23 protein-coding genes are annotated in these 26,162 nt (G+C 66.0%); 15 read left to right on the top strand and 8 right to left on the bottom strand.

Annotated features, from left to right (window positions below; genetic code table 11):
* Positions 1 to 57: 57 nt before the first annotated feature.
* The 4 genes from AC11WY_RS04085 (at position 58) to AC11WY_RS04070 (ending at position 5,525) form a co-directional block, all read left to right on the top strand.
* The gene (locus tag AC11WY_RS04085; RefSeq protein WP_482922811.1) at positions 58 to 1,911 is read left to right on the top strand and encodes an ABC transporter ATP-binding protein; all 1,854 of its coding nucleotides are present in this window, start codon (positions 58 to 60) and stop codon (positions 1,909 to 1,911) included.
* Positions 1,908 to 3,740, top strand: a complete 1,833-nt coding sequence (locus tag AC11WY_RS04080; protein ID WP_482922809.1) for an ABC transporter ATP-binding protein — start codon at positions 1,908 to 1,910, stop codon at positions 3,738 to 3,740. The genes AC11WY_RS04085 and AC11WY_RS04080 overlap by 4 nt, the downstream gene beginning before the upstream one ends.
* Positions 3,737 to 4,957 carry a class I SAM-dependent RNA methyltransferase gene (locus tag AC11WY_RS04075; protein WP_482922807.1) on the top strand — a complete coding sequence of 407 codons (1,221 nt, stop codon included), beginning with the start codon at positions 3,737 to 3,739 and terminating at the stop codon, positions 4,955 to 4,957. Before AC11WY_RS04080 ends, AC11WY_RS04075 begins: the two co-directional genes overlap by 4 nt.
* Positions 4,958 to 5,030: 73 nt before the next feature.
* Complete coding sequence (locus AC11WY_RS04070; RefSeq protein ID WP_482922805.1) at positions 5,031 to 5,525, top strand: L,D-transpeptidase family protein; 495 nt, start codon at positions 5,031 to 5,033, stop codon at positions 5,523 to 5,525.
* Between the two features lie 9 nt (positions 5,526 to 5,534).
* Here AC11WY_RS04070 and dalA read toward each other — a convergent pair whose 3' ends face one another.
* Positions 5,535 to 6,050: a divisome-associated lipoprotein DalA gene (gene dalA, locus AC11WY_RS04065; protein WP_482922803.1), complete on the bottom strand. Its 516-nt coding sequence runs from the start codon at positions 6,048 to 6,050 to the stop codon at positions 5,535 to 5,537.
* 171 nt (positions 6,051 to 6,221) lie between these two features.
* On the opposite strand from dalA, the gene AC11WY_RS04060 reads away from it, so the two are divergent.
* Both AC11WY_RS04060 and AC11WY_RS04055 read left to right on the top strand, forming a co-directional pair.
* Complete coding sequence (locus AC11WY_RS04060) at positions 6,222 to 6,824, top strand: L,D-transpeptidase (protein WP_482922801.1); 603 nt, start codon at positions 6,222 to 6,224, stop codon at positions 6,822 to 6,824.
* Between the two features lie 148 nt (positions 6,825 to 6,972).
* Positions 6,973 to 7,164 (top strand): hypothetical protein, encoded by a 192-nt coding sequence (locus AC11WY_RS04055; RefSeq protein ID WP_482922799.1) that lies wholly within the window; start codon positions 6,973 to 6,975, stop codon positions 7,162 to 7,164.
* An 89-nt stretch (positions 7,165 to 7,253) separates the two neighbouring features.
* Here AC11WY_RS04055 and hemH read toward each other — a convergent pair whose 3' ends face one another.
* Complete coding sequence (gene hemH, locus AC11WY_RS04050; RefSeq protein ID WP_482922797.1) at positions 7,254 to 8,309, bottom strand: ferrochelatase; 1,056 nt, start codon at positions 8,307 to 8,309, stop codon at positions 7,254 to 7,256.
* Between the two features lie 97 nt (positions 8,310 to 8,406).
* Positions 8,407 to 9,249 carry a methyltransferase domain-containing protein gene (locus AC11WY_RS04045; protein ID WP_482922795.1) on the bottom strand — a complete coding sequence of 281 codons (843 nt, stop codon included), beginning with the start codon at positions 9,247 to 9,249 and terminating at the stop codon, positions 8,407 to 8,409.
* A 46-nt stretch (positions 9,250 to 9,295) separates the two neighbouring features.
* Here AC11WY_RS04045 and AC11WY_RS04040 point away from each other — a divergent pair, with 46 nt between their 5' ends.
* From AC11WY_RS04040 to AC11WY_RS04025, 4 genes are read left to right on the top strand one after another with little or no spacing between them, the layout of a single operon-like run.
* Positions 9,296 to 10,012: a double zinc ribbon domain-containing protein gene (locus tag AC11WY_RS04040; protein ID WP_482922793.1), complete on the top strand. Its 717-nt coding sequence runs from the start codon at positions 9,296 to 9,298 to the stop codon at positions 10,010 to 10,012.
* 36 nt (positions 10,013 to 10,048) lie between these two features.
* Positions 10,049 to 10,306: a glutaredoxin 3 gene (gene grxC, locus AC11WY_RS04035; RefSeq protein ID WP_482922791.1), complete on the top strand. Its 258-nt coding sequence runs from the start codon at positions 10,049 to 10,051 to the stop codon at positions 10,304 to 10,306.
* A gap of 3 nt (positions 10,307 to 10,309) precedes the next feature.
* The gene (locus AC11WY_RS04030; protein ID WP_482922789.1) at positions 10,310 to 11,140 is read left to right on the top strand and encodes a carbon-nitrogen hydrolase family protein; all 831 of its coding nucleotides are present in this window, start codon (positions 10,310 to 10,312) and stop codon (positions 11,138 to 11,140) included.
* On the top strand, positions 11,140 to 11,592 hold the full coding sequence (locus AC11WY_RS04025; RefSeq protein WP_482922787.1) for a MarR family winged helix-turn-helix transcriptional regulator: 453 nt from the start codon (positions 11,140 to 11,142) through the stop codon (positions 11,590 to 11,592). The genes AC11WY_RS04030 and AC11WY_RS04025 overlap by 1 nt, the downstream gene beginning before the upstream one ends.
* Here the strand turns inward: AC11WY_RS04025 and ubiG are convergent, their stop codons facing one another.
* Positions 11,593 to 12,336: a bifunctional 2-polyprenyl-6-hydroxyphenol methylase/3-demethylubiquinol 3-O-methyltransferase UbiG gene (gene ubiG, locus AC11WY_RS04020; RefSeq protein WP_482922785.1), complete on the bottom strand. Its 744-nt coding sequence runs from the start codon at positions 12,334 to 12,336 to the stop codon at positions 11,593 to 11,595.
* A gap of 71 nt (positions 12,337 to 12,407) precedes the next feature.
* On the opposite strand from ubiG, the gene pip reads away from it, so the two are divergent.
* The gene (gene pip / locus AC11WY_RS04015; protein ID WP_482922783.1) at positions 12,408 to 13,397 is read left to right on the top strand and encodes a prolyl aminopeptidase; all 990 of its coding nucleotides are present in this window, start codon (positions 12,408 to 12,410) and stop codon (positions 13,395 to 13,397) included.
* Here the strand turns inward: pip and AC11WY_RS04010 are convergent.
* From AC11WY_RS04010 to AC11WY_RS04000, 3 genes are all read right to left on the bottom strand, one after another.
* Positions 13,394 to 14,392, bottom strand: coding sequence for a hypothetical protein (locus AC11WY_RS04010; protein WP_482922781.1), 999 nt, complete (start codon positions 14,390 to 14,392; stop codon positions 13,394 to 13,396). The two genes, pip and AC11WY_RS04010, sit on opposite strands and share 4 nt — an antisense overlap.
* 1 nt (position 14,393) lies before the next feature.
* Positions 14,394 to 16,616 carry a glycoside hydrolase family 99-like domain-containing protein gene (locus AC11WY_RS04005; RefSeq protein ID WP_482922779.1) on the bottom strand — a complete coding sequence of 741 codons (2,223 nt, stop codon included), beginning with the start codon at positions 16,614 to 16,616 and terminating at the stop codon, positions 14,394 to 14,396.
* A gap of 145 nt (positions 16,617 to 16,761) precedes the next feature.
* The gene (locus AC11WY_RS04000; RefSeq protein WP_482922911.1) at positions 16,762 to 17,490 is read right to left on the bottom strand and encodes an ABC transporter permease; all 729 of its coding nucleotides are present in this window, start codon (positions 17,488 to 17,490) and stop codon (positions 16,762 to 16,764) included.
* A gap of 164 nt (positions 17,491 to 17,654) precedes the next feature.
* Here AC11WY_RS04000 and AC11WY_RS03995 point away from each other — a divergent pair, with 164 nt between their 5' ends.
* Together AC11WY_RS03995 and AC11WY_RS03990 are read left to right on the top strand one after the other, a co-directional pair.
* The gene (locus AC11WY_RS03995; protein ID WP_482922777.1) at positions 17,655 to 18,893 is read left to right on the top strand and encodes a KpsE/RkpR family capsule polysaccharide export protein; all 1,239 of its coding nucleotides are present in this window, start codon (positions 17,655 to 17,657) and stop codon (positions 18,891 to 18,893) included.
* Between the two features lie 3 nt (positions 18,894 to 18,896).
* Positions 18,897 to 19,571 carry an ABC transporter ATP-binding protein gene (locus tag AC11WY_RS03990; RefSeq protein ID WP_482922775.1) on the top strand — a complete coding sequence of 225 codons (675 nt, stop codon included), beginning with the start codon at positions 18,897 to 18,899 and terminating at the stop codon, positions 19,569 to 19,571.
* A gap of 2 nt (positions 19,572 to 19,573) precedes the next feature.
* On the opposite strand, the gene AC11WY_RS03985 is transcribed toward AC11WY_RS03990, so the two are convergent.
* On the bottom strand, positions 19,574 to 22,042 hold the full coding sequence (locus AC11WY_RS03985; RefSeq protein WP_482922773.1) for a hypothetical protein: 2,469 nt from the start codon (positions 22,040 to 22,042) through the stop codon (positions 19,574 to 19,576).
* A gap of 92 nt (positions 22,043 to 22,134) precedes the next feature.
* Between AC11WY_RS03985 and AC11WY_RS03980 the strand changes: the two genes are divergently transcribed.
* Together AC11WY_RS03980 and AC11WY_RS03975 are read left to right on the top strand one after the other, a co-directional pair.
* Positions 22,135 to 23,667: a polysaccharide biosynthesis/export family protein gene (locus AC11WY_RS03980; RefSeq protein ID WP_482922771.1), complete on the top strand. Its 1,533-nt coding sequence runs from the start codon at positions 22,135 to 22,137 to the stop codon at positions 23,665 to 23,667.
* Between the two features lie 287 nt (positions 23,668 to 23,954).
* Positions 23,955 to 26,087, top strand: coding sequence for a GumC family protein (locus AC11WY_RS03975; RefSeq protein WP_482922909.1), 2,133 nt, complete (start codon positions 23,955 to 23,957; stop codon positions 26,085 to 26,087).
* Positions 26,088 to 26,162: the final 75 nt, after the last annotated feature.

Below are 26,162 nucleotides of genomic sequence, written 5' to 3'. Positions count from 1 at the left end.
GTTTCCCTTCGGACCGAAGCGGGCTATATCCCCTTGGTAACGCGCGAAGAGGCCACCGTGCTCGGGTTTTTCGAACGGCTTGTCGATCCCTACACGCCCTACATCGAGACAGACGCGCCACCTCGGCGTCTGTGGCCGTTTCTGCGCGAGTATGTGCGCCCCTTCCGCCGGGTCTTCGCCCTGACCACCGTCACCTCGTCGCTGGTCGCGCTGATCGAGGTCGGGCTGATCTGGTACGTCGGCCGACTGGTCGATCTTCTGTCGAAGGGCACACCCGACGACGTCTGGGTGACCTATGGCACCGAGTTTCTGCTGGCCGGGGCGGTGGTGCTGCTGGTTCGCCCGCTGCTTGCGGCGCTGAACACGACATTGTTGCACAACACGATCCTGCCGAACTTCGGCACCATGATCCGCTGGCGCGCGCACCGGCATGTGTTGCGTCAGTCGGTCGGCTGGTTCGAGAACGACTTCGCCGGGCGCATCGCCAACCGGATCATGCAGACGCCGCCCGCCGCGGGCGATGCGGTGTTCCAGACCTTTGATGCGGTGACCTTTGCGACGACAACGCTGATCGGCGCGGGGGCGGTTCTGAGCAGCGCCGACCCGCGTCTGGTGCTGCCGCTGCTGGTCTGGCTGGTGCTTTACGCCGCTCTGGTGCGCTGGACGCTGACGCGGGCGGGGCCGGCGTCGAAGGCTGCATCGGATGCGCGCTCGGCGGTGATCGGGCGCGTGGTGGACGCTTACACCAACATCCACTCGGTCAAGCTCTTCGCACACCAAGACGACGAGATCAATTACGCGAAGGAAGTGATCGAGACCGCGCGGGAGAAGTTTCAGGTCGAAATGCGTGTCGTGACCAAGATGGACATCATGCTGACCGTGCTGAACGGCGGGTTGATCGTCTCGGTCACGTCCTGGGCGCTTTACCTCTGGTTTCACGGGCAGGCCAGCGTCGGCGTGGTCGCCGCGGCCACGGCGCTGGTCCTGCGGCTGAACAACATGACCTACTGGATCATGTGGGCCACCACGGCGCTGGTGCAGGCGCTGGGCATTGTCGCCGAGGGGATGGAGACCATCGCGCAGCCGGTGACCCTGGTCGACGCGCCGGACGCCAGGCCCCTGTGGCTGACCGAAGGGCGGATCGAGGTGCGGGGCGTCAGCCATCATTACGGGCGGGGCAGCGGGGGCCTGGACGGTGTGACCCTGACCATCCGGCCGGGTGAAAAGATCGGGCTGATCGGGCGCTCGGGCGCGGGCAAATCGACCCTCGTCAAGCTGCTGTTGCGGTTTTACGACATGGAGGGCGGGCAGATCCTGATCGACGGTCAGGATATCTGCGCCGTCACGCAAGAGAGCCTGCGCCGCGAAATCGGTATGGTGCAGCAGGATAACGCGCTGCTTCATCGCTCGGTGCGCGAGAACATTCTCTACGGTCGGCCCGAGGCGACCGAGGCCGAGATGCGCAAGGCCGCGCAGCGGGCGGCGGCGGACGGGTTCATTGCGACCTTGCAGGACAGTGACGGCCGCCAGGGTTATGACGCGCGGGTGGGCGAGCGCGGCGTGAAGCTGTCGGGTGGTCAGCGGCAACGCATCGCACTGGCTCGCGTGATCCTGAAGGACGCGCCGATCCTGGTGCTCGACGAGGCCACGAGCGCCCTCGACAGCGAGGTGGAGGCGGCGATTCAGGAGACGCTTTTCGGTCTGATGCAGGGCAAGACCGTGATCGCGATCGCCCACCGGCTGTCGACCATCGCGCATATGGACCGGATCGTGGTGCTGGATGATGGGCATATCGCCGAGGATGGCACCCATGCCGTGTTGCTGGCGAGTGGCGGGCTTTATGCCCGGCTCTGGAACCGGCAATCGGGTGGCTTCATCGGCGTCGAACCGCAAGATGAGGCCGCCGAATGACCCTGGGAAGCTGGATCGACCCGTTCCGCCCCGCCGACCGTGCGCCGCCGCGCACCCTTGGCGCCTTCTTCGTCTGGTGCTTCAGCGGCGCCTGGAGCGCGCTGCTGTGGTCGGCCGCGATCTCTGCCGCGGCGGGCACGCTGGAGGTCATCTCGGCCATGCTTCTGGGTGCCGTCGTCGACACGGCGCAGGCCGCGGGCCAGGCCGGGGTGTTGCGCCAGCACTGGCCGCTCTATCTCGGCTTCACGCTGTTTTACATCCTTGCGCGTCCGCTCATCTTCGGGATGTCGACCGCGACCGTCTCGATCACGCTGGGGCCGAACCTGCTGCCTCTGGTCCTGTCGCGGCTGCACCGCTTCACGATGGGGCAGTCGGTGACGTTTTTCGACAACGACTTCGCCGGCCGCATCGCGCAAAAACAGATGCAGACGGCGCGGGCGGCGACGGATGTGGCGACCGAAATGGTCAACGTGGTGGCCTTTGCGCTGGCCTCGCTGGTCAGTTCGGCGGTCTTCCTTCTGGCGGTGGATTCGCGGATCGCGCTGGCGCTGACCCTGTGGCTGATCGCCTACCTTGCCCTCATCCGCTGGTTCGTGCCCCGCGTGCGCGGCAAATCCGCTGCCCGCGCCTCGGCCCGTGCGATGGTCACGGGCCAGGTGGTGGACTCGATCACCAACATCAAGACGGTGAAGCTGTTCGCTCATGCCGAGTATGAGGATCGCTCGGCCCTGTCAGCGATGGCAGGCTACCGGGAGCGGGCGCTCGATTTCGGCGTGGTTTCGACCTGGTTCCGGTTCACGCTGATGGTGCTTGCGGGGGTGCTGCCGGTGCTGCTGGTCGGCGGCGCGATTCTGCTCTGGTCACAGGGCCACGCCACAATAGGCGACATCGCCGCCTCGGGCGCCATCGCGATCCGCATCGCGCAGATGACCGGCTGGGTCAGCATGTCGCTGATGGGCATCTACGGCAGCGTGGGCGAGGTCGAGGATGGCATGAACACCCTGACCCCGCCGCACTCGCTGACCGACAAGCCGGGGGCGCTGGTGCTGGGCCGGGTGAAAGGCGAGATCCGGTTCGAATCCCTGGGCTTTGCCTACGGCCGCCGCTCGGGTGGGATCGACAGCGTCGACCTGACGGTGCGGCCGGGCGAAAAGCTGGGCATCGTCGGCGCCTCGGGGGCGGGGAAATCGACCCTCGTCGCGCTGCTCTTGCGGCTCTATGACGCCGAAACCGGGCGGATTCTGATCGATGGCCACGACGTGCGCGACGTGACGCAGGAAAGCCTGCGGCGCCAGATCGCGATGGTCACGCAGGAAACCGCCATGTTCAACCGCTCGGCGCGCGACAACATCCTCTATGGCCGGCCCGACGCGAGCGACGAAGAGATGATCGCCGCCGCCAAGCGCGCCGAGGCGCATGAGTTCATCGAGCGGATGGTCGATCACATGGACCGTCGCGGCTACGACGCGCATCTGGGCGAGCGCGGTGTGAAGCTGTCGGGTGGCCAGCGGCAGCGGATCGCGCTGGCCCGCGCCTTCCTGAAGGACGCGCCGATTCTGGTGCTGGACGAGGCAACCTCGGCCTTGGATTCCGAGGTGGAGGCGCAGGTTCAGGAGGCGCTGGGCCGGGTGATGGAGGGCAAGACGGTGCTGGCCATCGCCCACCGGCTGTCCACCATCGCCGAAATGGACCGGATCGTGGTGATGGACGCGGGCCACATCGTCGAGGAGGGCACGCACGCGGCGCTGCTGGCCCGCCACGGCCTTTACTGGCGCTACTGGACGCGGCAGTCGGGCGGCTTTCTTGGCACCGAAGAGGCGGCGGAGTGAGGCTGACGATCGAACGCCTGGGCCATCTCGGCGACGGGATCGGGCCGGGGCCGGTTTATGTGCCGCGCGCGCTGCCCGGTGAGGTCGTCGAGGGCGACCTTGTCGGCGACACGATGCCAGCGCCGCGGATCGTCGCGCCGTCGCCCGATCGGGTGGCGCCGCCCTGTCCGCACTATGGCGCCTGCGGGGGCTGCGCACTGCAACACGCCTCGGATGGGTTCGTGGCTGAATGGAAGGTGGGCGTCGTGCGCGCGGCGCTGGAGGCGCAGGGGCTATCGACCCTGTTCCGGCCCATTCTGACCTCGCCGCCGCAATCACGGCGGCGCGCCACGCTGGCGGGACGGCGGACGAAGAAAGGCGTGATCCTCGGTTTTCACGGCGCCGGTTCGGATGCCGTGACCGCAGTGCCGGAGTGTCGTCTGCTGCACCCCGGCCTGATGGCGGCCTTCCCGGCGCTGGAGGCGCTGGTGACCACGGGCGGTTCGCGCACGGGAGTGCTGTCGCTGACGGTCACCCATTCCGATGCGGGGCCGGATCTGGCGGTGACAGGTGGCAAGCCGCTTGACGGGGCACTGCGGCTGTCGCTCGCGCGGGTGGCCGAGGCGGGCGGCATCGCGCGCCTGACCTGGGACGCCGAGACCATCGCGCAAAGGCAGACGCCCGGCCAACGTTTTGGCGCGGCGCGCGTGGTGCCGCCACCGGGCGCCTTCCTCCAAGCGACGGCCGAGGGCGAGGCGGCGCTGTTGGCGGCGGTGAAAGACGCGGTGGGCGATGCACGTCGGGTGGCCGATCTCTTCGCGGGCTGCGGCACCTTCACCCTGCCGCTGGCCGCGCGGGCCGAGGTGCACGCGGCGGAGGGCGATGCGGCGCTGCTGGCGGCGCTCGACCGTGGCTGGCGCGGGGCGGTGGGCCTGAAGCGCGTTACCACCGAGACACGCGACCTCTTTCGCCGCCCGGTGCTGGCCGAGGAGCTGAAGGGTTTTGACGCGATCGTGATCGACCCGCCCCGCGCCGGGGCCGAGGCGCAGGTCGCGGAACTGGCCCGTGCGGGACGTCCGGTCATCGCGATGGTGTCCTGCAACCCGGTCACGTTTGCACGCGACGCGCGACGGTTGACTGATTCGGGCTACAGGCTCGACTGGGTGCAGGTGGTTGATCAGTTCCGCTGGTCGGCGCATGTCGAAATTGCGGCAGGGTTCACGCTGGACGGGCGGTGACGTCTAGGCAAATCGGGCGCGGCTCTTGTAGACTGCGCCAAAGCCCACAGAGGCGCAGAGGCAGGACTGAAAGATGACATTCGCGCGGATCGGGCTCGCCCTTGCGCTGGTCGGTGGCGTTGCAGCCTGTGGCCACAACAAGTTCAAGACCTACAACGGGCCCGAGGTGACTCAGGTGCAGGTCTACAAGTCACAGCGCACGATGCTGCTGCTGCATGACGGCACCATTCTGAAGGCCCAGAAAGTGAGCTTGGGCGGCAACCCGGTCGGGCCGAAGCAGGTCGAGGGTGACGGCAAGACCCCCGAGGGCCAATACATCATCAACCGCCGCAATCCCGACAGCGCGTTCCACCTGTCTCTGGGTATTTCCTACCCCAACGCGACGGATGCCGAGACGGCCCTCGCGATGGGCGAATCGCCGGGCGGCGACATCTTCATCCACGGCCAGGAAGGCCGTCGGACCAACGGCACGGACTGGACGGCAGGCTGTATCGCCATTCCGAACAAGGAGATGGAGGATGTTTACGCGATGGTGAAGACCGGCACGCCGATCTTCATCCTGCCGTAGGCGACCGCCTCAGTTCCCGGTGACCAGCGTCCACCAGATCTTGCCGCTCGATTCCTGATACCAGGAAAAGCCGAGGTTCACGGCCTTCGGGTCGAGGATCACGTCGCGCGTGTCCTTTTGGTCCATCCAGGCGCCCAGCGTCTGCAACTCGGTCTCGTAGGTTTCCGAGATGTCCTCGCCCAGGAAGAGACCGGGGTATCCGGTGCGCTTCACCCGGTCGATCGGCGAAGAGCCGTCGGAGCCGAAGTGCCAGGGCCGGTTCTGCACCGACATGTCGCGCGAATGCGTCGCGGCGGCGGCCGTCAGTTGCGAATCCAGCGCCAGCGGCGCCTCGTGGGACCGGCCGCGCAACGTGTTGATGTTGTCGAGCATCCGGTAAACGACCTTCGAGGAATCGCCGGGCCCGATGGCGTAAACCTGCGGCAGCGGTTTGCCGTCTGCCCCCATTTGCGGAAGTTGCGGTTGTTCGCTGCACCCGGCAAGGGCGACAGTTCCAGCAAGAAGCATGACGGCAAGACGATTCATGTATTCGACACCCGGTTGAGACGCTTGACGACCTTTACAGGGTCGCGCCGTAGTGTTCAAACGCAACAATGCCATCGGGCGGCGCGTTGACGGCCGTTTGAATTGCCGCCACAAGCCCGAGGGATGTAAGATACTGCCTCATCACGACGCAGGACATCAGGAGGCGCACTCATGAGTGCTTGGTACTCTGGAAAATTCAACCGCCGGGCTTTTCTCGGCACGGTCGCCGCCGGGATGGGTGTGATGGCGCTGCCCGCCTCGGCGCAGCAGGCGAACTCGACCGAGATGGAGTCCGATCTGAACACGGTCGTGCGGCGGAACATTTCGAGCTTCCGCTCGCTGCAGTGGCAGGACCATTTCGACAACACCCGAAACGGGGCGATCCTGGTCGATACGACCTCGCGCGCGCTGCACTTCTGGTCGGAAGACCAGACGATCTACAAGCTTTATCCCACCAGCGTTCCGCTGTCGCCGGACCTGACGCGCAAGGGTCGGACCGAGGTGATCCGCAAGGTCAAGGACCCGACCTGGTCGCCGACACCCGCGATGAAGCAACGCGACCCGGAATGGCCGGACTTCGTTCCCGCGGGCCCGGACAACCCGCTTGGCACACGCGCGCTGTATCTGAGTTGGCAGTTCTACCGGATCCACGGCACGCAGGATACGCGCAAGATCGGCCGCCGGTCCTCGAACGGCTGCATCGGCCTCTACAACGAGGATATCGAGCAGCTCTTCGACCTGACGAAAGTTGGCACCCAAGTGTTGCTAATTTGACGACATGATGGCCATCCTGTTGACGGGCCTCGGAACCTTGGTTGCATTCCCCGGCGCCAGGTGGTTGAACAGACCTACGAGGTACAGTCTTGGGTGCCCCCGCCGTCCTCTGAAATTCACGGCCCGGGGCGAATTCTGGAGGTTTACTATGAAGAAACTTGCACTTGCTGCCGCGATTTCGGTCGTCGCTTCCAGCGCTTTCGCCGGCAACATGGCGAAGCCGGTGATGGAAGCCCCGGTGGCTGTCGCCCAGGCGAAGCAAACGTCGTCGTCGAGCTCGGCGCTCGTTCCGCTGATCCTGCTGGTTGTCGTCGTCGCTGCTGTCGCGTCGTCGAAGTAATCACACTCCGTATGGAGTGGTTAGCAGGCAGCGGATGTTCTCCGCTGCCTGTTTTGCTTTGTCCGGCGGCCTGTCGGTGACGGCATCCCTCAGCCGACCCAACCCGCGAGGTTCTGGGCGATCACAGCGGTTAGCGCCGCGATATGCGCCGGGTCATCGTTCAGGCACGGGATGTAGGTGAAGCTTTCACCGCCCGCGTGTTCGAACGCCTCCCTGATCTCGCCATTGATCTCTTCCAGCGTCTCGATGCAGTCGGCCGAGAAGGCCGGGGCGATCACCGCGATCCTCGTCTTGCCGGCTTTCGCCAGTTCGGCCACATGCTTTACGGTGTAAGGCTGCAACCATTCCTCGGGACCGAACACCGACTGGAACGAGGTGTGAATCATCTCCTTGCTCCAGCCCAGCCGCTCGCGCAGCAAGCGGGTCGTCTTCTGGCACTGGCAATGGTAGGGGTCGCCCGACATCAGATACCGCGTCGGCATCCCGTGATAGGAAGCGACCAGCACATCGGGCTTTTGGCTCAGCCCGGCCCAGGCGCGTTCGACCGACTGCGCCAGCGCCTCGATATAAAGCGGATGATCGAAATACTCCGGCACGGTGCGGGCGGCGGGCTGCCGTTTTTCCTTGCTCAGCGCGCAGAAGAAGGCGTCGTTGGCGGTGGCCGAGGTCGCGCCCGCGTACTGCGGATAAAGCGGGAAGAACAGGATCTTTTCGCAGCCCGCATCGACCATCGCGCGCACCTTGGATGCGGTGGAGGGGTTGCCGTAGCGCATGCAGAAGTCGACCATCACGTTGTCGCCGTAGCGCGCCGTCAGCGTCTCACGCAGCGCGGCGGTCTGGTCCCTGGTGATCGTCATCAGCGGGCTTTCGTCCTTGTCGTGGTTCCAGATCAGCTTGTAGTTCGCCCCCGAACTGAACGGCCGCTTGCTCAGGATGATCAGTTGCAACAGCGGTTGCCATTTCCAGCGCGGATAGTCGATTACCCGCCGATCCGACAGAAACTCGCTCAGATAGCGCCGCATCGACCAGTAGTCGTAGTGGTCGGGCGTGCCGAGGTTGGCCACCAGCACGCCGACCTTGGAACGGCGCACCGGGGGATGGTCGCCCGGCGCATGTGCGAGCCGACCCTCGCCGGGCCGAATCATGTCCTGCTCCGCACCCGGCTTGGCATCCTGCATGGCGGTGGCTCCGATGAGTGGTGAAGGCTCGCTTTGGTCCGAGATATAGGCTTTTGCCCCGCGGTCAATCGCTTGCCGCCCCACCATCTTGCGCAAGCCGGGTCTCGGCCGCGCCAAGGGCGTCGGAAAGCCGCGCAACGGCCGATCCGGGCCGCAGCGGCTGCTGCTGGCTTTCATGCGGGGTCCAGCCGGTCAGGAAGATCAGCTCGAAGCTCGCGCCGACGCGGCCCTCCGTTGCGGGAAAGGTCGCGGCGTAGATGCGCGCGGCCTCGGCGAACAGGCGGCGGGGCACGGATTTCCGGCTGCGGGCGGCCATTGCATTGCCTTCGCCCATCGCGCGCAGATCGCGCATCAAGTGCAGCGCCGAGGCGTAGGTGACGGTGATCAGGTCGCTGTCGGCCACTGGCAGGGCAAAGCCCGCGCGCTGAAGCAGGCCGCCAAGCTCGCGAATCTCGGCCATCGCCAACACGCGGGGCGACAGGCCCCCGCTGATCCGGGCCTCGGCCTCGGCCAGCGCGACGCGCAGTTCGGCCAGTGTGCGGCCACCGAAGAGGATGCCCAGGAACAGCCCATCGGGGCGCAGTGCGCGCCGACATTGCACAAGCTGGCCGACGAGGTCATTTGCCCAGTGCAGGCCGAACGCATGGATCACCAGATCGTGCCCGCCTAGGGTCAGCATCAAGGTCTCGTCATCGGGCACCACCGTCGCGCCGGGGAACGCGCGTTGCCAGAGATCAGGGAAACCGGTCACCACGGCCACGTTCGTGAACGTCCTGTTAACCTCTTCCAGTCTCTCCTGCAGGTTCAGGATCGCCTCGTCGTGCAGGAAGGTGGCCGGGGCGGCGGCCACCCGGGTCCGGTTGCGGGCAAGTGCTGTGCGGTCGGTCAGTTCCGGGGGACGGGCCATCGGTGTTCCTGCAAGGTCGGGCGTTACTTAGGAGGTTCGCGCGGAAATGCAAAGCGTGCTGCGGCTGCTCTATCCCCCGCATTGCCTGAGCTGCGCGGCGCCGGTGACGACCGAATTCGGCCTGTGCGGCGCGTGCTGGAAGGCCACGCCTTTCGTGACCGGGCTGGTCTGCGACATCTGCGGCACGCCGCTGCCCGGCACCGAGGACGGCACGCCGGTGCATTGCGACGACTGCCTGACGATCGCCCGGCCGTGGGACCGAGGCCGCGCGGCACTGGTCTACAAAGACAACGGGCGCAATCTGGTGCTGGCGCTCAAGCACGGCGACCGGCTCGATCTGGTGCGCCCCGCGGCGAAGTGGATGCAAGCGGCGGCGGCGCCGATCCTGCGGCCGGGGATGCTGGTGGCCCCGGTGCCGCTGCACTGGCGCCGACTGTTGCGGCGGCGCTACAATCAGGCGGCGCTGCTCTCCCGGGCCGTCGCGGCAACGGCGGGCCTTGAGCATTGCCCCGATCTCCTGATCCGGACCCGGCGCACACCCACGCAGGAGGGTCGGGATCGCGACTCGCGGTTTGCCAACATCTCGGGTGCGCTGGCCCTACATCCCCGCCGCGCGGCCCGGCTGGCGGGGCGCCACGTCCTGCTGGTGGACGACGTGCTGACCTCCGGCGCGACACTGGCCGCCGCGGCCGAGGTCTGCCGGGCCGCGGGGGCTGCTGCGGTTTCGGTGCTGGTACTGGCGCGCGTTGCGAAGGATGCTTAAATCCCTATAATCGCGCCAAATCTCAGGACCGCTGCCATGAAACCCGTTGAAATCTACACCTCGCCCTCGTGCGGCTATTGCCACGCCGCCAAACGGCTGCTGACTCAAAAGGGCGCGGCCTTCACCGAGCACGACGTGGCAGGCGATCCGTCGCTGCGTCGGCTGATGATGGATCGCGCGAATGGTGGCTACACCGTGCCGCAGATCTTCATCGGGGGCAGCCACGTCGGCGGCTGCGACGATCTCTACGCGCTCGACCGGGCGGGCAAGCTCGATCCGATGCTGGCGGGCTGAGGGATGCGCGCGGGTCTCCTGCAGCTCAACGTCTCCGACGATCCGGCGGCCAACCTGCTCGAAACGCGGGCGCTGGTGCGCGCTGCCGCGCAGGGGGGGGCGGGCTTCGTGCTGACGCCCGAGGTGACCAACTGCATCTCGGCCAACCGGGCGCATCAACAAAAGGTGCTGCACCCCGAGGAAACCGACCCGACGCTGGCCGCGCTGCGGGCCGACGCCGCCGATCTGGGGATCTGGCTGCTGATCGGGTCGCTGGGGCTGAAGACCGATGACGCCGATGGCCGTTTTGCCAACCGGTCGTTCCTGATTGCCCCGGATGGGGCCATCGCGGCGCGCTATGACAAGATCCACATGTTCGACGTCAACGTGTCGGACACCGAGGTTTATCGCGAATCGGCGGGCTACCGGCCCGGCGCGCGCGCCGTGGTGGCCGAAACGCCCTTTGCCAGAATCGGCATGAGCGTCTGTTATGACGTCCGCTTCCCCAATCTTTACCGTGCGCTGGCGCAGGCCGGCGCCGAGGTGCTGACCGTTCCCGCCGCCTTCAACCACATCACCGGCCAGGCCCACTGGGAGGTGTTGCTGCGGGCCCGGGCGATCGAAACCGGGTGCTATGTCCTCGCCCCCGCGCAGGTCGGCGACCATGCCGCCCATGACGGCGGCACCCGCCGAACCTACGGCCACGCGCTGGCCGTGGCGCCCTGGGGCGAGGTGCTGTCGGACGCGGGCACCAAGGTCGGCGTGACCTTCGTCGACATCGACCGCGATCAGGTGGCGCGCGCCCGGGCCCGTGTGCCGTCGCTCACGCACGACCGGCCGTTCAAAGCCCCGTGATGGCCGACAAGCCCGAGGATCTGGCCAACGCCCTGTTTTCCGAGCTGTTCATGGCTGATCAGCTTGCTCGCGCGCATGTTTCGAAAGTGCTGCCGAAGGGGATGGAACTGTCGCATTTCGGCGTCCTCAACCATCTTGCGCGGATGAGCGACGAACGCACCCCGGCGCAACTGGCCAAGACCTTTCACGTCACCCGCGGCGCGATGACGAACACGCTGACCAAGCTGGAATGGGCGGGTCACGTCCACATCCGCCCCGACTGGGACGATGCGCGGCGCAAGTTCGTCTCGATCAGCCCGGCCGGGCGCGCGGCGCGCGATGCGGCGCTGCAATCCATTGCGCCGGTGATCGGCGAAGTGGTGGCCGCCCTCGGTCCCGACCGGGTCCGCGCGGTGCTGCCGGTGTTGCGCGAGATGCGGCTGCGGTTCGAGCGCGTCGACCCCGCCGCCTGATCAGGCCGGTTTCCGGCTGGCGGTGACGTAGTTCACCGACAGGTCGCGGTCCGACAGGCTCCAGGACCAGGCGACCGGATTGAACACCATGCCCTTGCGGTCCAGCGGGTCAAGCCCGGCGCGGCGGATCAGGTCGAACAGTTCGTCGGGCGTGATGAACTTCTGCCACGCATGGGTGCCCTTGGGCAGCCAGCGCATCACCCATTCCGCCCCGACGATGGCCACCAGAAAGCTTTTGGCGTTGCGGTTCAGGGTGGAACAGACCATCAGCCCGCCCGGCTTCAGCAACGCGCGGCAGGCGGTCAGGTAGGCCAGCGGGTCGGCCACATGCTCCACCACCTCCATGTTCAGGACCACGTCGAACTGCTCGCCCGCCGCCGCCAGCGCCTCGGCGGTGGTATGGCGGTAGTCGATCGTCAGGCCCGACTGCTCGGCGTGAAGCTGCGCCACCGGAATGTTGCGCGGGGCGGCATCGGCACCCACCACCGTCGCGCCCAGCCGTGCCATCGGTTCCGACAGAAGCCCGCCGCCACAGCCGATATCAAGGATGCGGAGTCCGGCGAAGGGCGCAATGCCCGCCAGATCGCGATCGAACTCGGCCGCGATCTGCCGGGTGATGTAATCCAGCCGACAGGGGTTCATCTGGTGCAGCGGCTTGAACTTGCCGCTGGGGTCCCACCACTCGGCGGCCATCGCTTCGAACTTGGCCACTTCGGCGGCATCGACGGTGGTCTCGGCAATCATCGCGGCTGGCGTCCCTTTTTCTTGAGCACGGACCCGTGGCAGGGCATCGTTTCCCCCTATATAGGTCAGTCATGGATAAAGCCTCAGGCCAAAAACGCGCAGTCGAGTTCCTCTACCCGCCGATCGAGCCCTTCGATCAGCGGATGCTCGACGTCGGCGACGGGCACCGCGTCTATGTCGAGCAATGCGGCCTGCCGACGGGAATCCCGGTGCTGGTGGTGCATGGCGGTCCCGGTGGCGGATGCAGTCCGGCGATGCGGCGCTACTTCGACCCCGCGGTTTACCGCATCATCCTGTTCGATCAGCGTGGCTGCGGCCGCTCGCGCCCCCATGCCAGCGTCGAGGCGAACACCACCTGGCATCTGGTCGCCGACATGGAGCGTATCCGCGAGGAACTGGGCATCGGCCGCTGGCTCCTGTTCGGCGGAAGCTGGGGCGCGACGTTGGCGCTGATCTACGCCATCACGCACCCGGAACGCGCCGCCGGTCTAATTCTGCGCGGCATCTTCCTGATGACCAAGGCCGAGCTGCGCTGGTTCTATGGCGGCGGCGCGGGCGCGTTCTGGCCCGAGCATTGGGCGCGGTTCTGCGAGGTTGTCCCGGCTGACGAGCGCGGCGACCTGATCGCGGCCTACGGGCGGCGGCTGTTCTCGGGCGATCCGGGCGAAGAGACGCGCTTTGCCCGGCTCTGGGCCGGGTGGGAAAACGCCTTGGCGACGATCGACCACGACGCCGTGATGAACGACAGTCCCTCCGATTACGCCCGTGCCTTCGCGCGGTTGGAGAACCACTATTTCACCAACGCAGGGTTTCTGGAACAGGACGGCTGGATCCTGGCGCACAAGGCGCGCATCGCGCATATCCCGGCGGTGCTGGTGCAGGGCCGCTATGACATGATCTGCCCGCCGGTATCCGCCTGGAAACTGGCGGAGGGCTGGGCCCGGGCCGACCTGCGGATGATCCCGGTGGCGGGGCACGCGCTGTCGGAGCCGGGAATCAGCGCCGAACTGGTGCGCACCACCGATGCGCTGCGGCGGCAGCGGGCGGCGCTGGGCCTTTAGGCCGGAACAAGCCGCTGCTGGGCATGCAGGCGCCGCGCCATCCGCACCCAGAAGGCCGGGCCGACATCGTCGCGATAAAGCCGTTTGCGTGGCGGCGGCGCCATCGTCAGGCAAAAGCCGGGGTTGCCTTCCGCAACACGCTCGACAAAGCGCGCGTTCAGAGGTGCGAAATGGGCCAGCAGCCGCCCCTCTTCCGCGCGGGTGTAGACGGTGGTGCGCACCCCGTCCTCCAGTTCCTCGCGCAGCGTTGCCTCGGCCAGGGCGACCAGGTCCGCTGGCGCGGGGAAGGGCGCCGCAATCTGGTTCGCGGCCCAGGCGGCCAGCGGATCGGGCGACACATTCGCCGCACCATTGTCGACCGCCCGCAGATCGCCGGGGGCGAGCCGCACGCCCGCCGATCGCAGAACCTGGCCGATGATGCCGCCCGACGCGGCCTGGGACGAGGCGAAGTCGAGGTAGTGGATCTCGGCCCGGGCAAAGGCGCCTTGCAGGAAATCATCGAGCGCGTTGAAATCGAGAAACAGCCCGGCGCCGAAGCCGGAGGCGAGCGAATTCGCGAGGAACGTCGGCCAGGGTGGCGGCACGTGCTTCTTGGACACCTCCAGGTAGATCGACTGCAGGTAGGACAACTGATCGCGCAGGGTGCAGAGCACGTCCACCTGATCGAACGGCGCAAGGCGGCGGCGCAGGTCCGCCAAATCGACCCGCGGCAGGGGCTGGCCGCGCGAAAACTCCTCGCTGCTCAGAAAGACCGTGCCGGTTTCGCGCGCCAGTGCGGCCACGCGCGCCCAGCCTGCCGCCGCGCCCCCCGGCAGATCAAAGACCGTGGGCAGCGGTAGCCACTGCATGACCAGCCCGTGATGGCCCGTCACGCGGCCAAGCTCGGGATAGACCAGCCCGTGGCGCGCCAGCAGCGCCCGGTTCGCCGCAAAGGTGTTCTGGATCGTGGTGGTTGCCGTCTTGTGCGTGCCGATGTGGAGGATCACCCGTGCCATCTCATTCCCCCATCCCGCGCCAGTCGCGCAATTCATCGAGCCAGGCGCGGCCATACTGGCGGCCGGGTTCCAGCACCGCCCGCTCGGCCCATTCATTCCATGCGTTCAGGAACACCTCGTTGCGATACGACCCGGCCAGGCGATGCTCCGTGAGCCCGCGCAGCCAGCGCCGGAATGCCCCCGGATTGCTGCCCCAGGCGATATGGGCGTCAAGCCCGCGGCGGGCGGTATTGTCCCAGGACGGCATCGCGCCCGCGATGGTGTTGGGCGGCAGGCTGGCCGCATGGTCGGCTGACAGGCTGCGCGTGATCACGCGGTCGTAATCGTAGATCAGCCCGCGAAAACCGGGCACGGGCCCCTGCACCATCCGGTTCCCCTGTGGTCCGCCGTAAAGAAAATCCTCGCCCTGCACGAGGCCATGGGGCGGCATTTCCACCCAGAAGTCGAAGAGGTCCGGCGGCACGGGCGATTCGCCCGCAACATGGAACCGTACCGCGCCCAGTTCGACCGGCCCGATCCCCAGCGCCTGCCAGGCGGCGCGCAGGCGGGCGACATTGCGCAGCGGGTCGGGCATGTCCTCCGGCCGGTAGATGACGAACCGCGGCCGTTGACCGTCAGGGCGCTGATAGCGGGCATCACGCATGTAGGGCAGGCTGGAAACGGCGAGCCCCTCTTCAAATCCGGGGGCATAGGTCTGTTCCACCAGCGTTTCGCCCGACAGCCCGTCCCAGTTGCGGCGCCAGCTCTCGTTGGCCCAGCACAGGTAGAAGGGGAAGGCGACATCCTCTCGGCGCAGCAGACCGTCCAGCGGCGCCTCCAACAGTCGGCGGCCGCCGAACCAGTAGTGGTAGACGCAGAAGGCATCGATTCCCGCCCCCTGCGCCAGTGCCGCCTGTTCGCCCATCACCTCGGTCTGGCGCAGGTCATAAAAGCCCAATTCGCTTGGCAGCGCCGGTTGGGCATGGCCGTCGAACATCGGCCGGGCCCGGGCGGCGGCCTGCCATTCGGTGTATCCGCGGCCCCACCAGGCGTCGTTCTCAGCCAGGCGATGAAACTGCGGCAGGTAGAAGGCCGAGACATATCGCGCTTTCCGCGGCGGTCTTGGCGTCGGCCGGGCCCTCTCGATGATCTCGGTGCTTTCGCGGACCGTGAGCCCGGAGGCGGTGGCGATGGCGCCCAACGCCCGCTCGAAGGCGTGGGCCAGCGTTCCGTCGACCTGGCCGCACTCGGTCTCGAACAGGGTCTGCTCCAGTTCAAGCCCCCGGATCATCGCGATCATCACCGGCTTCAGCCAGTACATCGACCCCGCCGGAAAGGCCAAAGTCTCGCGCACGGCGCGAATTTCGATCCGGCGCAGCAGCCAGGCGGTGATGTCAAAGTTCGTGCCCCACCAGGCCGGGTCGCGGTAGTGCTGGCCGTCGGCGACCCAGACGCCCGCGTCGTCGTCGGCGAGAAAGGCGGCCAGCCGCCGCGCCGTGCCCGCGCCGGGCAGGACGCCGCCGATCAGGCTGCGCCGCCAGTCGTCGCCATCGGTCCGGTGCGGCGAGCGTTTGGTGTGGATCTTCGCGACCGCCCGATAACCATCCAGCAGCCCCGCGTTCACCAGATGGACGAAGGGGAAGATGTCGCGCCCCCGGTTCGGCATCGGCACCGCCAGCGCGCCCGGGAAGGCGGCGCGAATGTCTTCGGCCAGCGCCTCGGCCGCGCCTCCGCCAGTGTCGGTGACGGTCACGAAAAGGTCGAAAGGCATGTCGAGCGCGGCGAGGTGCCCGGCGATCTCGGGCCACAGGTCGTGATAGTAGACGTGCACGACGACGGCGACGGGGGCCCTTTCGCCCGTTCGGGGCCGCAGCACGGGGGCGGGCCGATTGTCCGTCATGCGACCAGATGGCAGGTCGCGCGTCAGCCGATTCTCGCGTCGACCATACAGCAGGAAGTGCAGGTAGGGCCGCGCCGCCCAGCCGGTGAGGTCGGGGTTGTGGCGGATGTAGGCGCGGGGCGAGAATTCCGGGTTGGGCTGGCGCCCCTCACGCTCGCCGAACACGACGTAGTGCCGCTCGGGGAAGGCGCGGAACAGCGGGTGCAGGCCGGGGTTGGCGCCGCGGTAGAAGGTGCGATCGAAATGCCCCGCCTGTCGGATCGCCCGCAGATAACGTGCGATCCGCGGGTGCGGGTTGAGGAATTCGCCAAGCCATTCTGCCTGCTGAACCAGTCGTGCCGTCATCCTGCCGCCTCCTGAAGCGTCCGCCGGGCAAGGCGCTTCGCCGTGATGCCTAATGATGTGAATAAGCGCGGCGCGCTGAAGATAGCGTTAACCCTGGGGCGCTAGACCTGAACGCATCGGGAACGGCACGGGGCCGAATCTCCGGTCAGTCGTTGAGGATGTCGCGATGCGCGCGTTTCAGAAGCAGGAGTCCGGCGGCCAGCGTGGTCAGGGCCACGCCGAAGACATAGGCTGGCGACACATTGGCAGCCTCATAGGTCGGGTAGAAGCCCCGCCGCATCTCGCCGGTGACATGGATCAGCGGGTTGAACCACAGCACCGTCTGCACCGTCTGCGGCACGCTTTCGTAGAGGAAGAACACACCCGAGACGATGAACAGCGGCCGGTTCACGATCGACCAGATCGTATCCCACAGCGGAAAGATGGCGCGCAGGTAACAGTTGAATGTGCCGACGCCAAGGCCAAGTGCGGCCGCCATCGTCAGCCCGAGCAGGATCGCGGGCATGTCGAGCGTCGGGCGCAGGCCGAAGATCAGGTGGATGCCGACGATCACCACGATGAAGACCACCACCTGCGTCAGCGTGTTCAAGAGGAACCGCGCCAGAATCGCGTCGATGAAGGTGACGGCCGGGTAGGCCAGCAGCGGTTTCGAGAACTGGATCGCCTGCGCGAGCTTCAGCGAGAGCGTGGAGTAGAGCGTGAAGGGCAGGTAGGCCGTGGCATAGAACAGCGGGAAGTTGGTGCCCAGTGCCGGGCGGTGCAGGAACATCGAGAAGGCGACCGACAGGATCGCGATGCCGCCGACCGGCTCCAGCACGGCCCAGAGATAGCCGCCGGGCGAGCGGCCGTAGGTGGTGGCCATCTCGCGCAGCATCAGCGCGACGATGGTGCGCAGCACCGTCAGTGGCCGAAGGCCGGTGGCGACGGTCGATCCGCCGGGTTGGTCCTGCACGATCTCGGCCCCCTGGTTGCCTGCGCTTCACCTTTATGGCGATCGACCGGCCGTCACGCAACCTTGAGTAGCGCAAGAGAAGGAGCATGACCGTGGCGCAACCTGGCCTTCAGGCCCAAGCCCGCGCCAAAGGCGCCGGGCGGCCCATTCCGCTGAAGCCGGTCGCCCCGGCAGCCGCCCCACCGCCTCGACCAGTGGCCCGCCCGGCCGCGCAGGCCCGGCGTCAGCCCCACCACTGGGGCCTGATCGCGAGTTTCCTCGCGCTCGTCCTATTGCCGACGTTGATCTCGGGCGGCTACCTCGCGTTTCGGGCGGCCGATCAGTATGGCGCCACTGTCGGCTTTGCCGTCCGGACCGAGAAATCCTCGACCATGATCGACCTGCTCGGGGGGATTTCGCAGCTCTCCGGTGCCAGCAGCACCGATGCAGGCATGGTCTATCAATACCTGCAAGGCCCGGAACTGGTGAAGAAACTCGACGCGCGGCTGAACCTGCGGGCGATGTTCGCGCGCGCCCATGCCACCGATCCGGTCTTCGCCTATGACCCGGCGGGCAGCATCGAGGATCTGGTCGATTACTGGAACCGCATGGTGACCGTGTCGCTCGACCAGGGAACCGGGCTCATCACGCTGGACGTGCGGGCTTTCACGGCCGCCGATGCGCAGGTCGTGGCGCAGATGGCATTCGACGAAAGCTCGCGCATGATCAATGATTTGTCGGACATCGCGCAAGAGGACGCGATGCGATCCGCGCGCACGGAACTGACGCAGGCCGAGGATCGGCTGCGCGCGGCGCGGGCGGCCTTGCAGGGGTTTCGCGACCGGACGCAGATTCTCGACCCCAGCGCGGACGTGACCGGGCAGATGGGTCTGCTCAATTCGTTGCAGGATCAGCTTGTGGCCGCGATGATCGACCTCGACCTGGTCCATCAGACCACGCACGGCAACGACCCGAGGGCCAACGAGGCGCAGCGCAAGATCGACGTGATCCGCAACCGCATTGCCGAGGCGCGGCAGACCTTCGGCTCTGCCCCCGGCAAACCGGGCGACCAGTCCTACGCCAGCCTGCTGGGCGAGTTCGAGCGGCTGAGCGTCGACCAGGACTTCGCCGAAAAGGCCTATGCCATGGCGCTGGGCGGGCTCGATTCGGCCGAGGCGGCGGCGCGACAGCAGTCGCTCTACCTTGCAGCCTATCAAGAACCGATGCTGGCGGAGGCCTCGGAATACCCGCGGCGCGGACTTTTGACCGGCCTGGTCGCGTTCTTCTGCTTTCTCGGCTGGGCGGTTCTGGCGCTGATCTATTACAGCCTGCGCGATCGGCGGTAGGGCATGATCCGACTGGAAAACCTCTGCAAGACCCATGTGCTCCACGGTCGGCGCAAGATCGTGGCGCGCAACATCCATGCGACCTTCCCCTCGGGCGTATCGGTCGGGTTGCTTGGCCGCAACGGTGCGGGCAAGTCCTCGCTGCTGGAGATGATTGCCGGAACGCTGGCGCCCGACCGCGGGCAGGTCGTCTCCAGCGGCACGGTGTCCTGGCCGGTCGGTTTCTCCGGCAGTTTCCATCCCGATCTGACCGGGGCGCAGAATGTGCGCTTTGTCGCCCGCATCTACGGGGTCGACACGCGTGAGTTGCTGGATTTCGTCGAGGACTTTGCCGAAATCGGGGCGCATTTCGATCTGCCGCTGCGCAGCTATTCCTCGGGGATGCGCTCCCGGCTGGCCTTCGGCTGTTCGATGGGCATCCGTTTCGACACCTATCTGGTGGACGAGGTGACATCGGTGGGCGACGCCCTTTTCCGGCAGAAAAGCGAACGGGTGTTCCGGGCGCGGATGGCGCAAAGCGGGGCCATCGTGGTGTCGCACTCGCTCGGCCTGCTCGAACGGCTTTGCGTAGCCGGCGCGGTGCTGGAGCAGGGCAGGCTTGTCTACTATCCGAAGATCGCGACCGCCATCGCGCACTACATGGCGATGCTCGGCCTGTCGCGTGAGGCGGCAGAGTGATTTCATCCCAGCAGATCGTGAAGGACCGGGCTGCTGCCGATTTGCAGTTCGATATGCTGTTGCGCGGCGCCATCGACCAGCGCCCAGACAATCTGCCCGGTCGGCTTGTAGATCACGAAGGCCTCGGCCACACCTGCCGCTCCGGCGCCCGGCGTTTCGGCGTAGTTCACCTGAAACTGGGTCGCCTTGGCTGCGGCATTTCCGAATTGCAGCACATCACCCTCAACCGTGCTGTAATCCTGAATCCAGTCGGACCCGTGCGACGCGATGCCAAAATGATAGAAATGGTCCGCTCCGGCTCCGCCGTTCAGTCGGTCGCTGCCGAACCCGCCGTTGAGGAAATCATCGCCCGGCCCGCCAAACAACAGATCGGCCAGCGGCCCGCCATTCAGCGTGTCGTTTCCGGCGTTGCCGATCAGGGTATCGGCGCCGAAGTTGCCGTCGAGCGAATCGTTGCCATCATCGCCCGAGACCGAGTCGTTGCCATAGCCGCCGTCGATCGTGTCGTTGCCCGCGCCACCGTAGATCACATCCCTCAGGTCGGCGGTGGTCTCGCCGCCCAGGATCGAATCATTTCCCTCGCCCCCCAGCAGGGTGTCGAGGCCGTCGCCGCCGCGAACCGTGTCGGCGCCCGTCCCGCCATCCAGCGAATCGTTGCCCGCGCCGCCACACAACAGATCATCTCCGGCGCCACCGATGACGGTATCGTTGCCATATCCCCCGTCGATCGTGTCGTTTCCGCCCCCCCCATCCAGCTTGTCGGCCCCATCTTTGGCGCTGTCGCCCCCATAGATCAGATCATTGCCGTCGCCGCCTGCGATCGAGTCGGCGCCATCATCGCCTTTCAGCGTGTTGTCCCCGGCCAGCCCGCAAATCGTGTCATTCCCAAGGCCGCCGCAGATCGAATCGTTGCCCAGATCGCCGGTCAGCGCGTTCGCCCCGGCGTTGCCCGTCAACACCAGCCCGTCGGGCGTGGACGGCGCCGGATTTTCGACATAGCCCGTCCCGTCCGGCAGGGTCACCGAGACATGGTCCGCGTTCAGGATGGTGGCATTGGAAAACGTGGCGGCCGACAGGGGGCCCGGCAGGCTTGCATCGACCTCGATCCAGTAGGTGCCGAAGTGCAGCTCGGCCCCCGTTGCGGTCGGGACAATTGTCAATTGCCCGGCATCATGCAGCATCGGCAGGGCGGAGAGGTCCAGCCGGTCGGTGCCCGGTGTGAAATCGAGCACCGTGCCGATCTTGCCATCGGCTGTCGGTCCGGCGGGATCGAAAACGAAAAGGTCCGCGCCGCCGCCGCCCCAGAGCCGGTCGAGGCCGCTATGCGCCACCAGGATGTCATCCAGCCCGGTGCCGGTGAGCTTGCTGCCGCCGCCGCCCTCAAGGATGGCACCGAACTTCGACAGATCGACGACCAGAGCGGTCAGGCCGGGTTCGCTGGCCGAGGTCGCGAAGATGTCGATCGTGGTGCCCTGCGCGACCGCCGACAGCGCCGAAATGTCGGCAAGCGTGGTGCCAGGCGAATCCGCAAGGCTTGCAAGGTGCTCCAGCCGCCCCTGCGGGGTCAGGGCAAAGAGGCTGATGCCGTCATCCGATCCGGCGGCCAGAACGAAGACATGCCCGCCCTGGGTGACCGTGGTGACGTGGCTGGCCCCGGCGAAGCGGGTGTTCAGATCGTCCACCACCTGATCGGTCGCCGTCATCGTTCCGTCCGCCGCGACCTTGACGACCGTCAGGCTCGACGATCCGGCCGAGGCGACAATCGCGAAGCTGTGTCCATCGAGGCTCGCGGACGCGATGGCCGTGGGTGTCGCGATGCTCAGGCCGGTCTCGGGGCCGAGTGTTCCCGCGAAGGTGAGCGCGCCGTTGGCGGCCAGAGTGTAGCCGAGCAGGCGATCATCCCCGCTCATCCCCGCGACAAGGACATGGGCGGTGCCGATGTCCAGCGCGGCAAGGGCGGTGATCGTGCCGTCTTGCGGGGCGCCGATTCCTGCCGCCCCGGGCAGCGCGGTCAGCCCGGACGATCCCACGACATAGCCCGTTGGCGCCGCCATCCCGGCATGCGCCACATAGAGGCAGGACACCGTACCGAGTGTCACCGAAACCGTCCCGCTGGTCGCGTGCGGCAACGCAGCCGCGGCCGGAAGCATTCCCGCCGTGGCGCCCGTCAGGCTGCCATCGGCCTTCAGGCCATAGAGGGTCAGCGACGTGTCATAGGCGCCAACCGGCAGCAGCATCGTCTTGCCGTTAAACAGGACCGAATCGAGCGCGGTGGAGGCGAGGGACGCGGAACTTGAGGCGTAGCTTTCCGTCCCGGACAGGCTCAGCGTCCCGTTGCTGTCGACCCCGTAGGCACTCAGCCCGCCACCGCGTGACGTGGCAAGGTAGAGCATCGGCCCACCAGCGCCCGCGAGGAGTGTCATACCGGTCACGCCGGTCAGAAACCCGGCGGAATCGCCCGGAATCGCCATGATTTGTTTGAATCCGACCACGCCCAACCCTCGGCACCCTGTTTTCCCCCGCAAAGGTTGGCGGAAAAGCGGTCCGGTGCGGTGACGCGAATATGGCGCGCGCGCGGCGATCGCCGACAATTCGCCGCATGTTCCTGCCGTGGATTTGCCGGAGCGCCCGCGCAACGTGGTGCGGAAACCGGCGCACGTGCGCAAAACCTCTTGTATGCCGAGCCCGTTTCTGGGAACTGGGAGCGATAGAACGCTCTACCCTCGGGGGGATGATGAAGTACTTTTCCGTTGCAATCGCTCTTTTGCTGGGCGGTTGCGGGTCCGCTTACATCAGCCCGAGTGTGCACGACGAAGCTGTTGGCGGCATTCCGGTGCATGTCCAGATGATGTCGGCGCCGGTGATCGCCGAGGCCAACGCCTCGCCTTACACGCCGCTGCCGCTACCGAAGGCCTTCTATCAACTCGGCCCCGGTGGCGCGATGCCCGCCGGTGCGGGCGCGATGCCCGATCCGGCGCTGCTGCCCGAAACCCGGCCCGCGCAGGTGACCGCGCACCTGCCGCCACCGCCGCCCGATGTCCCCTATCGCATCGGGGTCGGCGATGTGGTGCTGCTGGCGACGACGGACAATGCCGCATCGGCAAGCACTGTCGGCGCCTTGACGGGGTTGCTGGTCGCGCAAAGCAAGCGCCAAGGCTATACCGTGCAGGATGACGGCGCGATCGCCATCCCCGACGTCGGCCGCGTGAAGCTTGCGGGCCTGACGCTGGAAGAGGCCGAGAACGCGCTGTTTCAGGCGATCGTCGCCAAGCAGATGACGCCGGCTTTCAGTCTCGAGATCGCCGAGTTCCATTCCAAGCAGGTCTCGGTCGGCGGCGCCGTCCGGGTGCCCGGGGTTGCACCGATCACGCTGACGCCGGTCTACCTCGACGAAGCCCTGGCTGCGGTCGGCGGCGTGACGGTCTCTGATCAGAGCTACGCCACCGTGCGTCTCTATCGCGATGGGCAACTTTACCAGGTGCCGTTGAAAGACGTGTTCGCGACCAAAGGAAACGAGCGAATTCGACTGGTGGATGGTGACAGCATCTTCGTCGACACCGAATACGATCTCGACAAGGCGCAGGCCTATTTCGCCGAACAGATCGCGCTTTCGGGCGCCAAGACCCAGGCCAGGGCCCAGGCCCTTGCGGAACTGAGCGCCCAGGTCACGATCGCTCAGGGCCAGCTTACGGCGGCGCGGGCGAACTTCCAGGCCCGGCTGACACTTGGCGCGGAACCGCAGGACTTCGTCTACCTCACCGGCGAGGTCAGCAAGCAGAGCCGCTTCCCGCTACCCTATGCGACGAAAGCGACCTTGGCAGACGCGCTTTACTCCGATGGTGGGTTCTCCAACATCACGGCAAACCCGCGGCAGATCTACGTGATCCGGGCCGAGGAGGCGAAGGGTGGCGTGACCGGCATTTCGGTCTATCAGCTTGATGCGAGCAACGCGGTGAACGTGATCATGGCGACGCGCTTCGAATTGCGCCCGAACGACGTGATCTTCATCGCGGAACAGCCGATCACCAAATGGGGCCGCGTGATCGCGCAGTTGTCGCCGACCCTGGTGGGCGCGACGGTGACCAAGGTGAAGTGATGCGATTGGTTCCGCCGGCCGCCCATACGGGGACCGGCGGGAGCGAACGCAGGAATTGAGCGCCGCTATCTTCCAGACGCGGGCAGGGGTATAAGAGCGTCAAGCCCGACCTGACGGCTGACGGCAAAGGCATTCGAACGGGCAGACGCGCTCACCAGCTTCGATGGAGTGTGTCGGCCGGAAGATTGTAGGACCGGTCACCGAAACACGGTGACGCGCAAAGGCTAGAGAATGCATTTTTTGATTGGCATCAAGTGACACAGGGGGAGCAACGTCCCGTGAATGACATGCGTGAAATAAAAACCGACATTCCAGTCCCTGGTCAAACGGGCGATGACCAGATCGATCTGATCGCGCTGGGCAGGGTGCTGTGGCGCGGAAAGCTACTTGTCTTCGTTTCCGCGTTCGCTTTGGCAGTAATGGCCGCGGTGTACGTCTTCTTCTTGGCGACGCCGATGTATGATTCGACTGCGGTTGTTTCGATGAACACGCAGCAGAGCCAGGTGATCAGCAGCGTGGACAGTGTTCTGTCCGCACTTGGAACCGACAGTTCGACGATCAACACGGAAACGATTGTCCTTCAGTCGCGAAACCTTCTCGAGCGCGTCACTGACAAGCTGGAACTCATCAATGACCCCGAGTTCAACGTTCTGCTGGAACCGACGACTTTCGCGTTGATCGTCAAAGGTGCGGAAGATCGTGTCAAGAGTCTCCTGGGGATGCCCTTGGCGCCACCCCCGACGCAGTCCGACATCCGGAACGCGGTCATTGATCAACTGTTGTCGCAACTGACCGTCACGAACGAGACCAACTCGATGGCCTTCGATATCGATGTGACGTCGAAAGACCCGAACAAGTCGGCCCTGATCTCGAACACGATCGCGGCCCTCTACATCGATAACCAGAAGTTGCAGCAACTTGATGCAACCAAACAGGCCAGCCAATTCCTGACGGCGCGCACTGCCGACCTGCAAGCGCAGTTGCAGGCCGCCGAGAACAAGCTGAGCGACTTCAACCACATCACGCAATTGGTCAGTGCCGACGCGCTGACGGCCCTGCAGGTTCAGATCAAGGATCTGCGCGACCGGTTGTCGCGGCTGCGCAACGACCGCGACGTAACAGCGAAGCGGGTCGACGATCTGGCGGCATTGATTCAGGCCGGAAACCCTGATGCGTTCGGTGCATTTGCAGACGATCCCTCGTTTTCAATTCTGGTGGACCGGCTAAGGGCAGGAACAATCACCCGGACTGATTTCGACGCTGCGGCGAATGCGTTGCTGCAACGGGCAAGGACGGCGGTTCTGCGTGACGATGAACAAATCTCTGCTCTTGTTGCGTCCGAGAAGGTTCAGTCGGATCAGATTGACGAGCAGTCCAAGGACCTAATCACATTGCAGGAACTGCAACGTGAAGTGGATTCGACCCAGGCGATCTATGATTCGTTTCTGGCGCGCCTGAAGCAGACCGACGTTCAGCTCGGGCTTGCCCTTGCTAATAGTGTGCAACTCTCGTCTGCGGTGCCGATCCCCATCGCAACGTCGCCCCGCAAAGGCCTGCTTCTCGTCGTCGCGACATTCCTCGGCCTGATCATCGGCTCCGGCGTCGTGCTGTTGCGCGAGCTTCAGTTTGCCAGCTTCCGCACCGCCGACGAACTGCGCGCGGCGACCGGGTTGCGGGTGCTGGGGTCGATCCCGGTGATTCCCAGCCATTCGCGCAAGGATGCGCTGGGCTACCTGCGTGACAAACCGACGTCGATCATCGCCGAGGCGGTGCGGAACCTTCGCACCTCGATCCTGCTGTCGAACATCGACCATCCGCCAAAAGTGCTGATGATCACCTCGTCGCTGCTGGGCGAAGGCAAGACGACCGAGACCCTGGCGTTGGCCCTGAACATGGCGAACCTCGGGAAGCGCGTGATCCTGATCGAGGGCGACCTGCGCCGCCGCATCTTCTCGGAGTATTTCGACACCAAACACGCGGTGACCCTGCTCAGCGCGATGAATGATCACAACGAGATTCTCGAGCACGATCTGATGCAGCCGGAAGTCGGGGTGGATCTGCTGGTTGCGGCGAAGGCGAATGTGAACGCGGCCGATGTCTTCGCGTCCGAGAAATTCTCGTCGCTGATCACGCTGTTGTGCGAACACTACGACTTCGTGCTAATCGACACGCCGCCGGTGCTGGTGGTTCCCGACGCCCGCGTGATCGCGCGCCATGCGGATGCGGTCATCTATACGGTGAAGTGGGACTCCACGACCCGCACGCAGGTGCGCCAGGGGCTCGAGATGTTCTCGTCGCTGGGGATTCCAATCGCCGGGCTGGTGCTGAACCAGGTCGATAGCCGTCAGATGAAACGCTACGGCTATGGCGGGCAATACGGCTACGACGTCTACAAGTCGCGGTATTACGACCAGAGCTGACGCGGACCCTCGTCCCTGCGAGAAGATCGGATCGGCCCCCTTGTTCAGAGCGGGGCCGATTTGCCTTCCGTTCAG

Source organism: Solirhodobacter sp. (assembly GCF_964715405.1).
Note: the sequence above shows the minus strand (reverse complement) of the source record. Positions and strands in the feature narration are given on the sequence as shown.

What these genes read in the sequence shown, in the direction of transcription:
- AC11WY_RS04080 (WP_482922809.1), top strand. Translation starts at nt 1,908, where the DNA reads ATGACCCTGGGAAGCTGGATCGACCCGTTCCGCCCCGCCGACCGTGCG.
- AC11WY_RS04070 (WP_482922805.1), top strand. Translation starts at nt 5,031, where the DNA reads ATGACATTCGCGCGGATCGGGCTCGCCCTTGCGCTGGTCGGTGGCGTT.
- dalA (WP_482922803.1), bottom strand. Translation starts at nt 6,050, where the DNA reads ATGAATCGTCTTGCCGTCATGCTTCTTGCTGGAACTGTCGCCCTTGCC.
- AC11WY_RS04060 (WP_482922801.1), top strand. Translation starts at nt 6,222, where the DNA reads ATGAGTGCTTGGTACTCTGGAAAATTCAACCGCCGGGCTTTTCTCGGC.
- AC11WY_RS04055 (WP_482922799.1), top strand. Translation starts at nt 6,973, where the DNA reads ATGAAGAAACTTGCACTTGCTGCCGCGATTTCGGTCGTCGCTTCCAGC.
- hemH (WP_482922797.1), bottom strand. Translation starts at nt 8,309, where the DNA reads ATGATTCGGCCCGGCGAGGGTCGGCTCGCACATGCGCCGGGCGACCAT.
- AC11WY_RS04045 (WP_482922795.1), bottom strand. Translation starts at nt 9,249, where the DNA reads ATGGCCCGTCCCCCGGAACTGACCGACCGCACAGCACTTGCCCGCAAC.
- AC11WY_RS04040 (WP_482922793.1), top strand. Translation starts at nt 9,296, where the DNA reads ATGCAAAGCGTGCTGCGGCTGCTCTATCCCCCGCATTGCCTGAGCTGC.
- grxC (WP_482922791.1), top strand. Translation starts at nt 10,049, where the DNA reads ATGAAACCCGTTGAAATCTACACCTCGCCCTCGTGCGGCTATTGCCAC.
- AC11WY_RS04030 (WP_482922789.1), top strand. Translation starts at nt 10,310, where the DNA reads ATGCGCGCGGGTCTCCTGCAGCTCAACGTCTCCGACGATCCGGCGGCC.
- AC11WY_RS04025 (WP_482922787.1), top strand. Translation starts at nt 11,140, where the DNA reads ATGGCCGACAAGCCCGAGGATCTGGCCAACGCCCTGTTTTCCGAGCTG.
- ubiG (WP_482922785.1), bottom strand. Translation starts at nt 12,336, where the DNA reads ATGATTGCCGAGACCACCGTCGATGCCGCCGAAGTGGCCAAGTTCGAA.
- pip (WP_482922783.1), top strand. Translation starts at nt 12,408, where the DNA reads ATGGATAAAGCCTCAGGCCAAAAACGCGCAGTCGAGTTCCTCTACCCG.
- AC11WY_RS04010 (WP_482922781.1), bottom strand. Translation starts at nt 14,392, where the DNA reads ATGGCACGGGTGATCCTCCACATCGGCACGCACAAGACGGCAACCACC.
- AC11WY_RS04005 (WP_482922779.1), bottom strand. Translation starts at nt 16,616, where the DNA reads ATGACGGCACGACTGGTTCAGCAGGCAGAATGGCTTGGCGAATTCCTC.
- AC11WY_RS04000 (WP_482922911.1), bottom strand. Translation starts at nt 17,490, where the DNA reads ATGCTGCGCGAGATGGCCACCACCTACGGCCGCTCGCCCGGCGGCTAT.
- AC11WY_RS03995 (WP_482922777.1), top strand. Translation starts at nt 17,655, where the DNA reads ATGACCGTGGCGCAACCTGGCCTTCAGGCCCAAGCCCGCGCCAAAGGC.
- AC11WY_RS03990 (WP_482922775.1), top strand. Translation starts at nt 18,897, where the DNA reads ATGATCCGACTGGAAAACCTCTGCAAGACCCATGTGCTCCACGGTCGG.
- AC11WY_RS03985 (WP_482922773.1), bottom strand. Translation starts at nt 22,042, where the DNA reads ATGGCGATTCCGGGCGATTCCGCCGGGTTTCTGACCGGCGTGACCGGT.
- AC11WY_RS03980 (WP_482922771.1), top strand. Translation starts at nt 22,135, where the DNA reads ATGGCGCGCGCGCGGCGATCGCCGACAATTCGCCGCATGTTCCTGCCG.
- AC11WY_RS03975 (WP_482922909.1), top strand. Translation starts at nt 23,955, where the DNA reads ATGCGTGAAATAAAAACCGACATTCCAGTCCCTGGTCAAACGGGCGAT.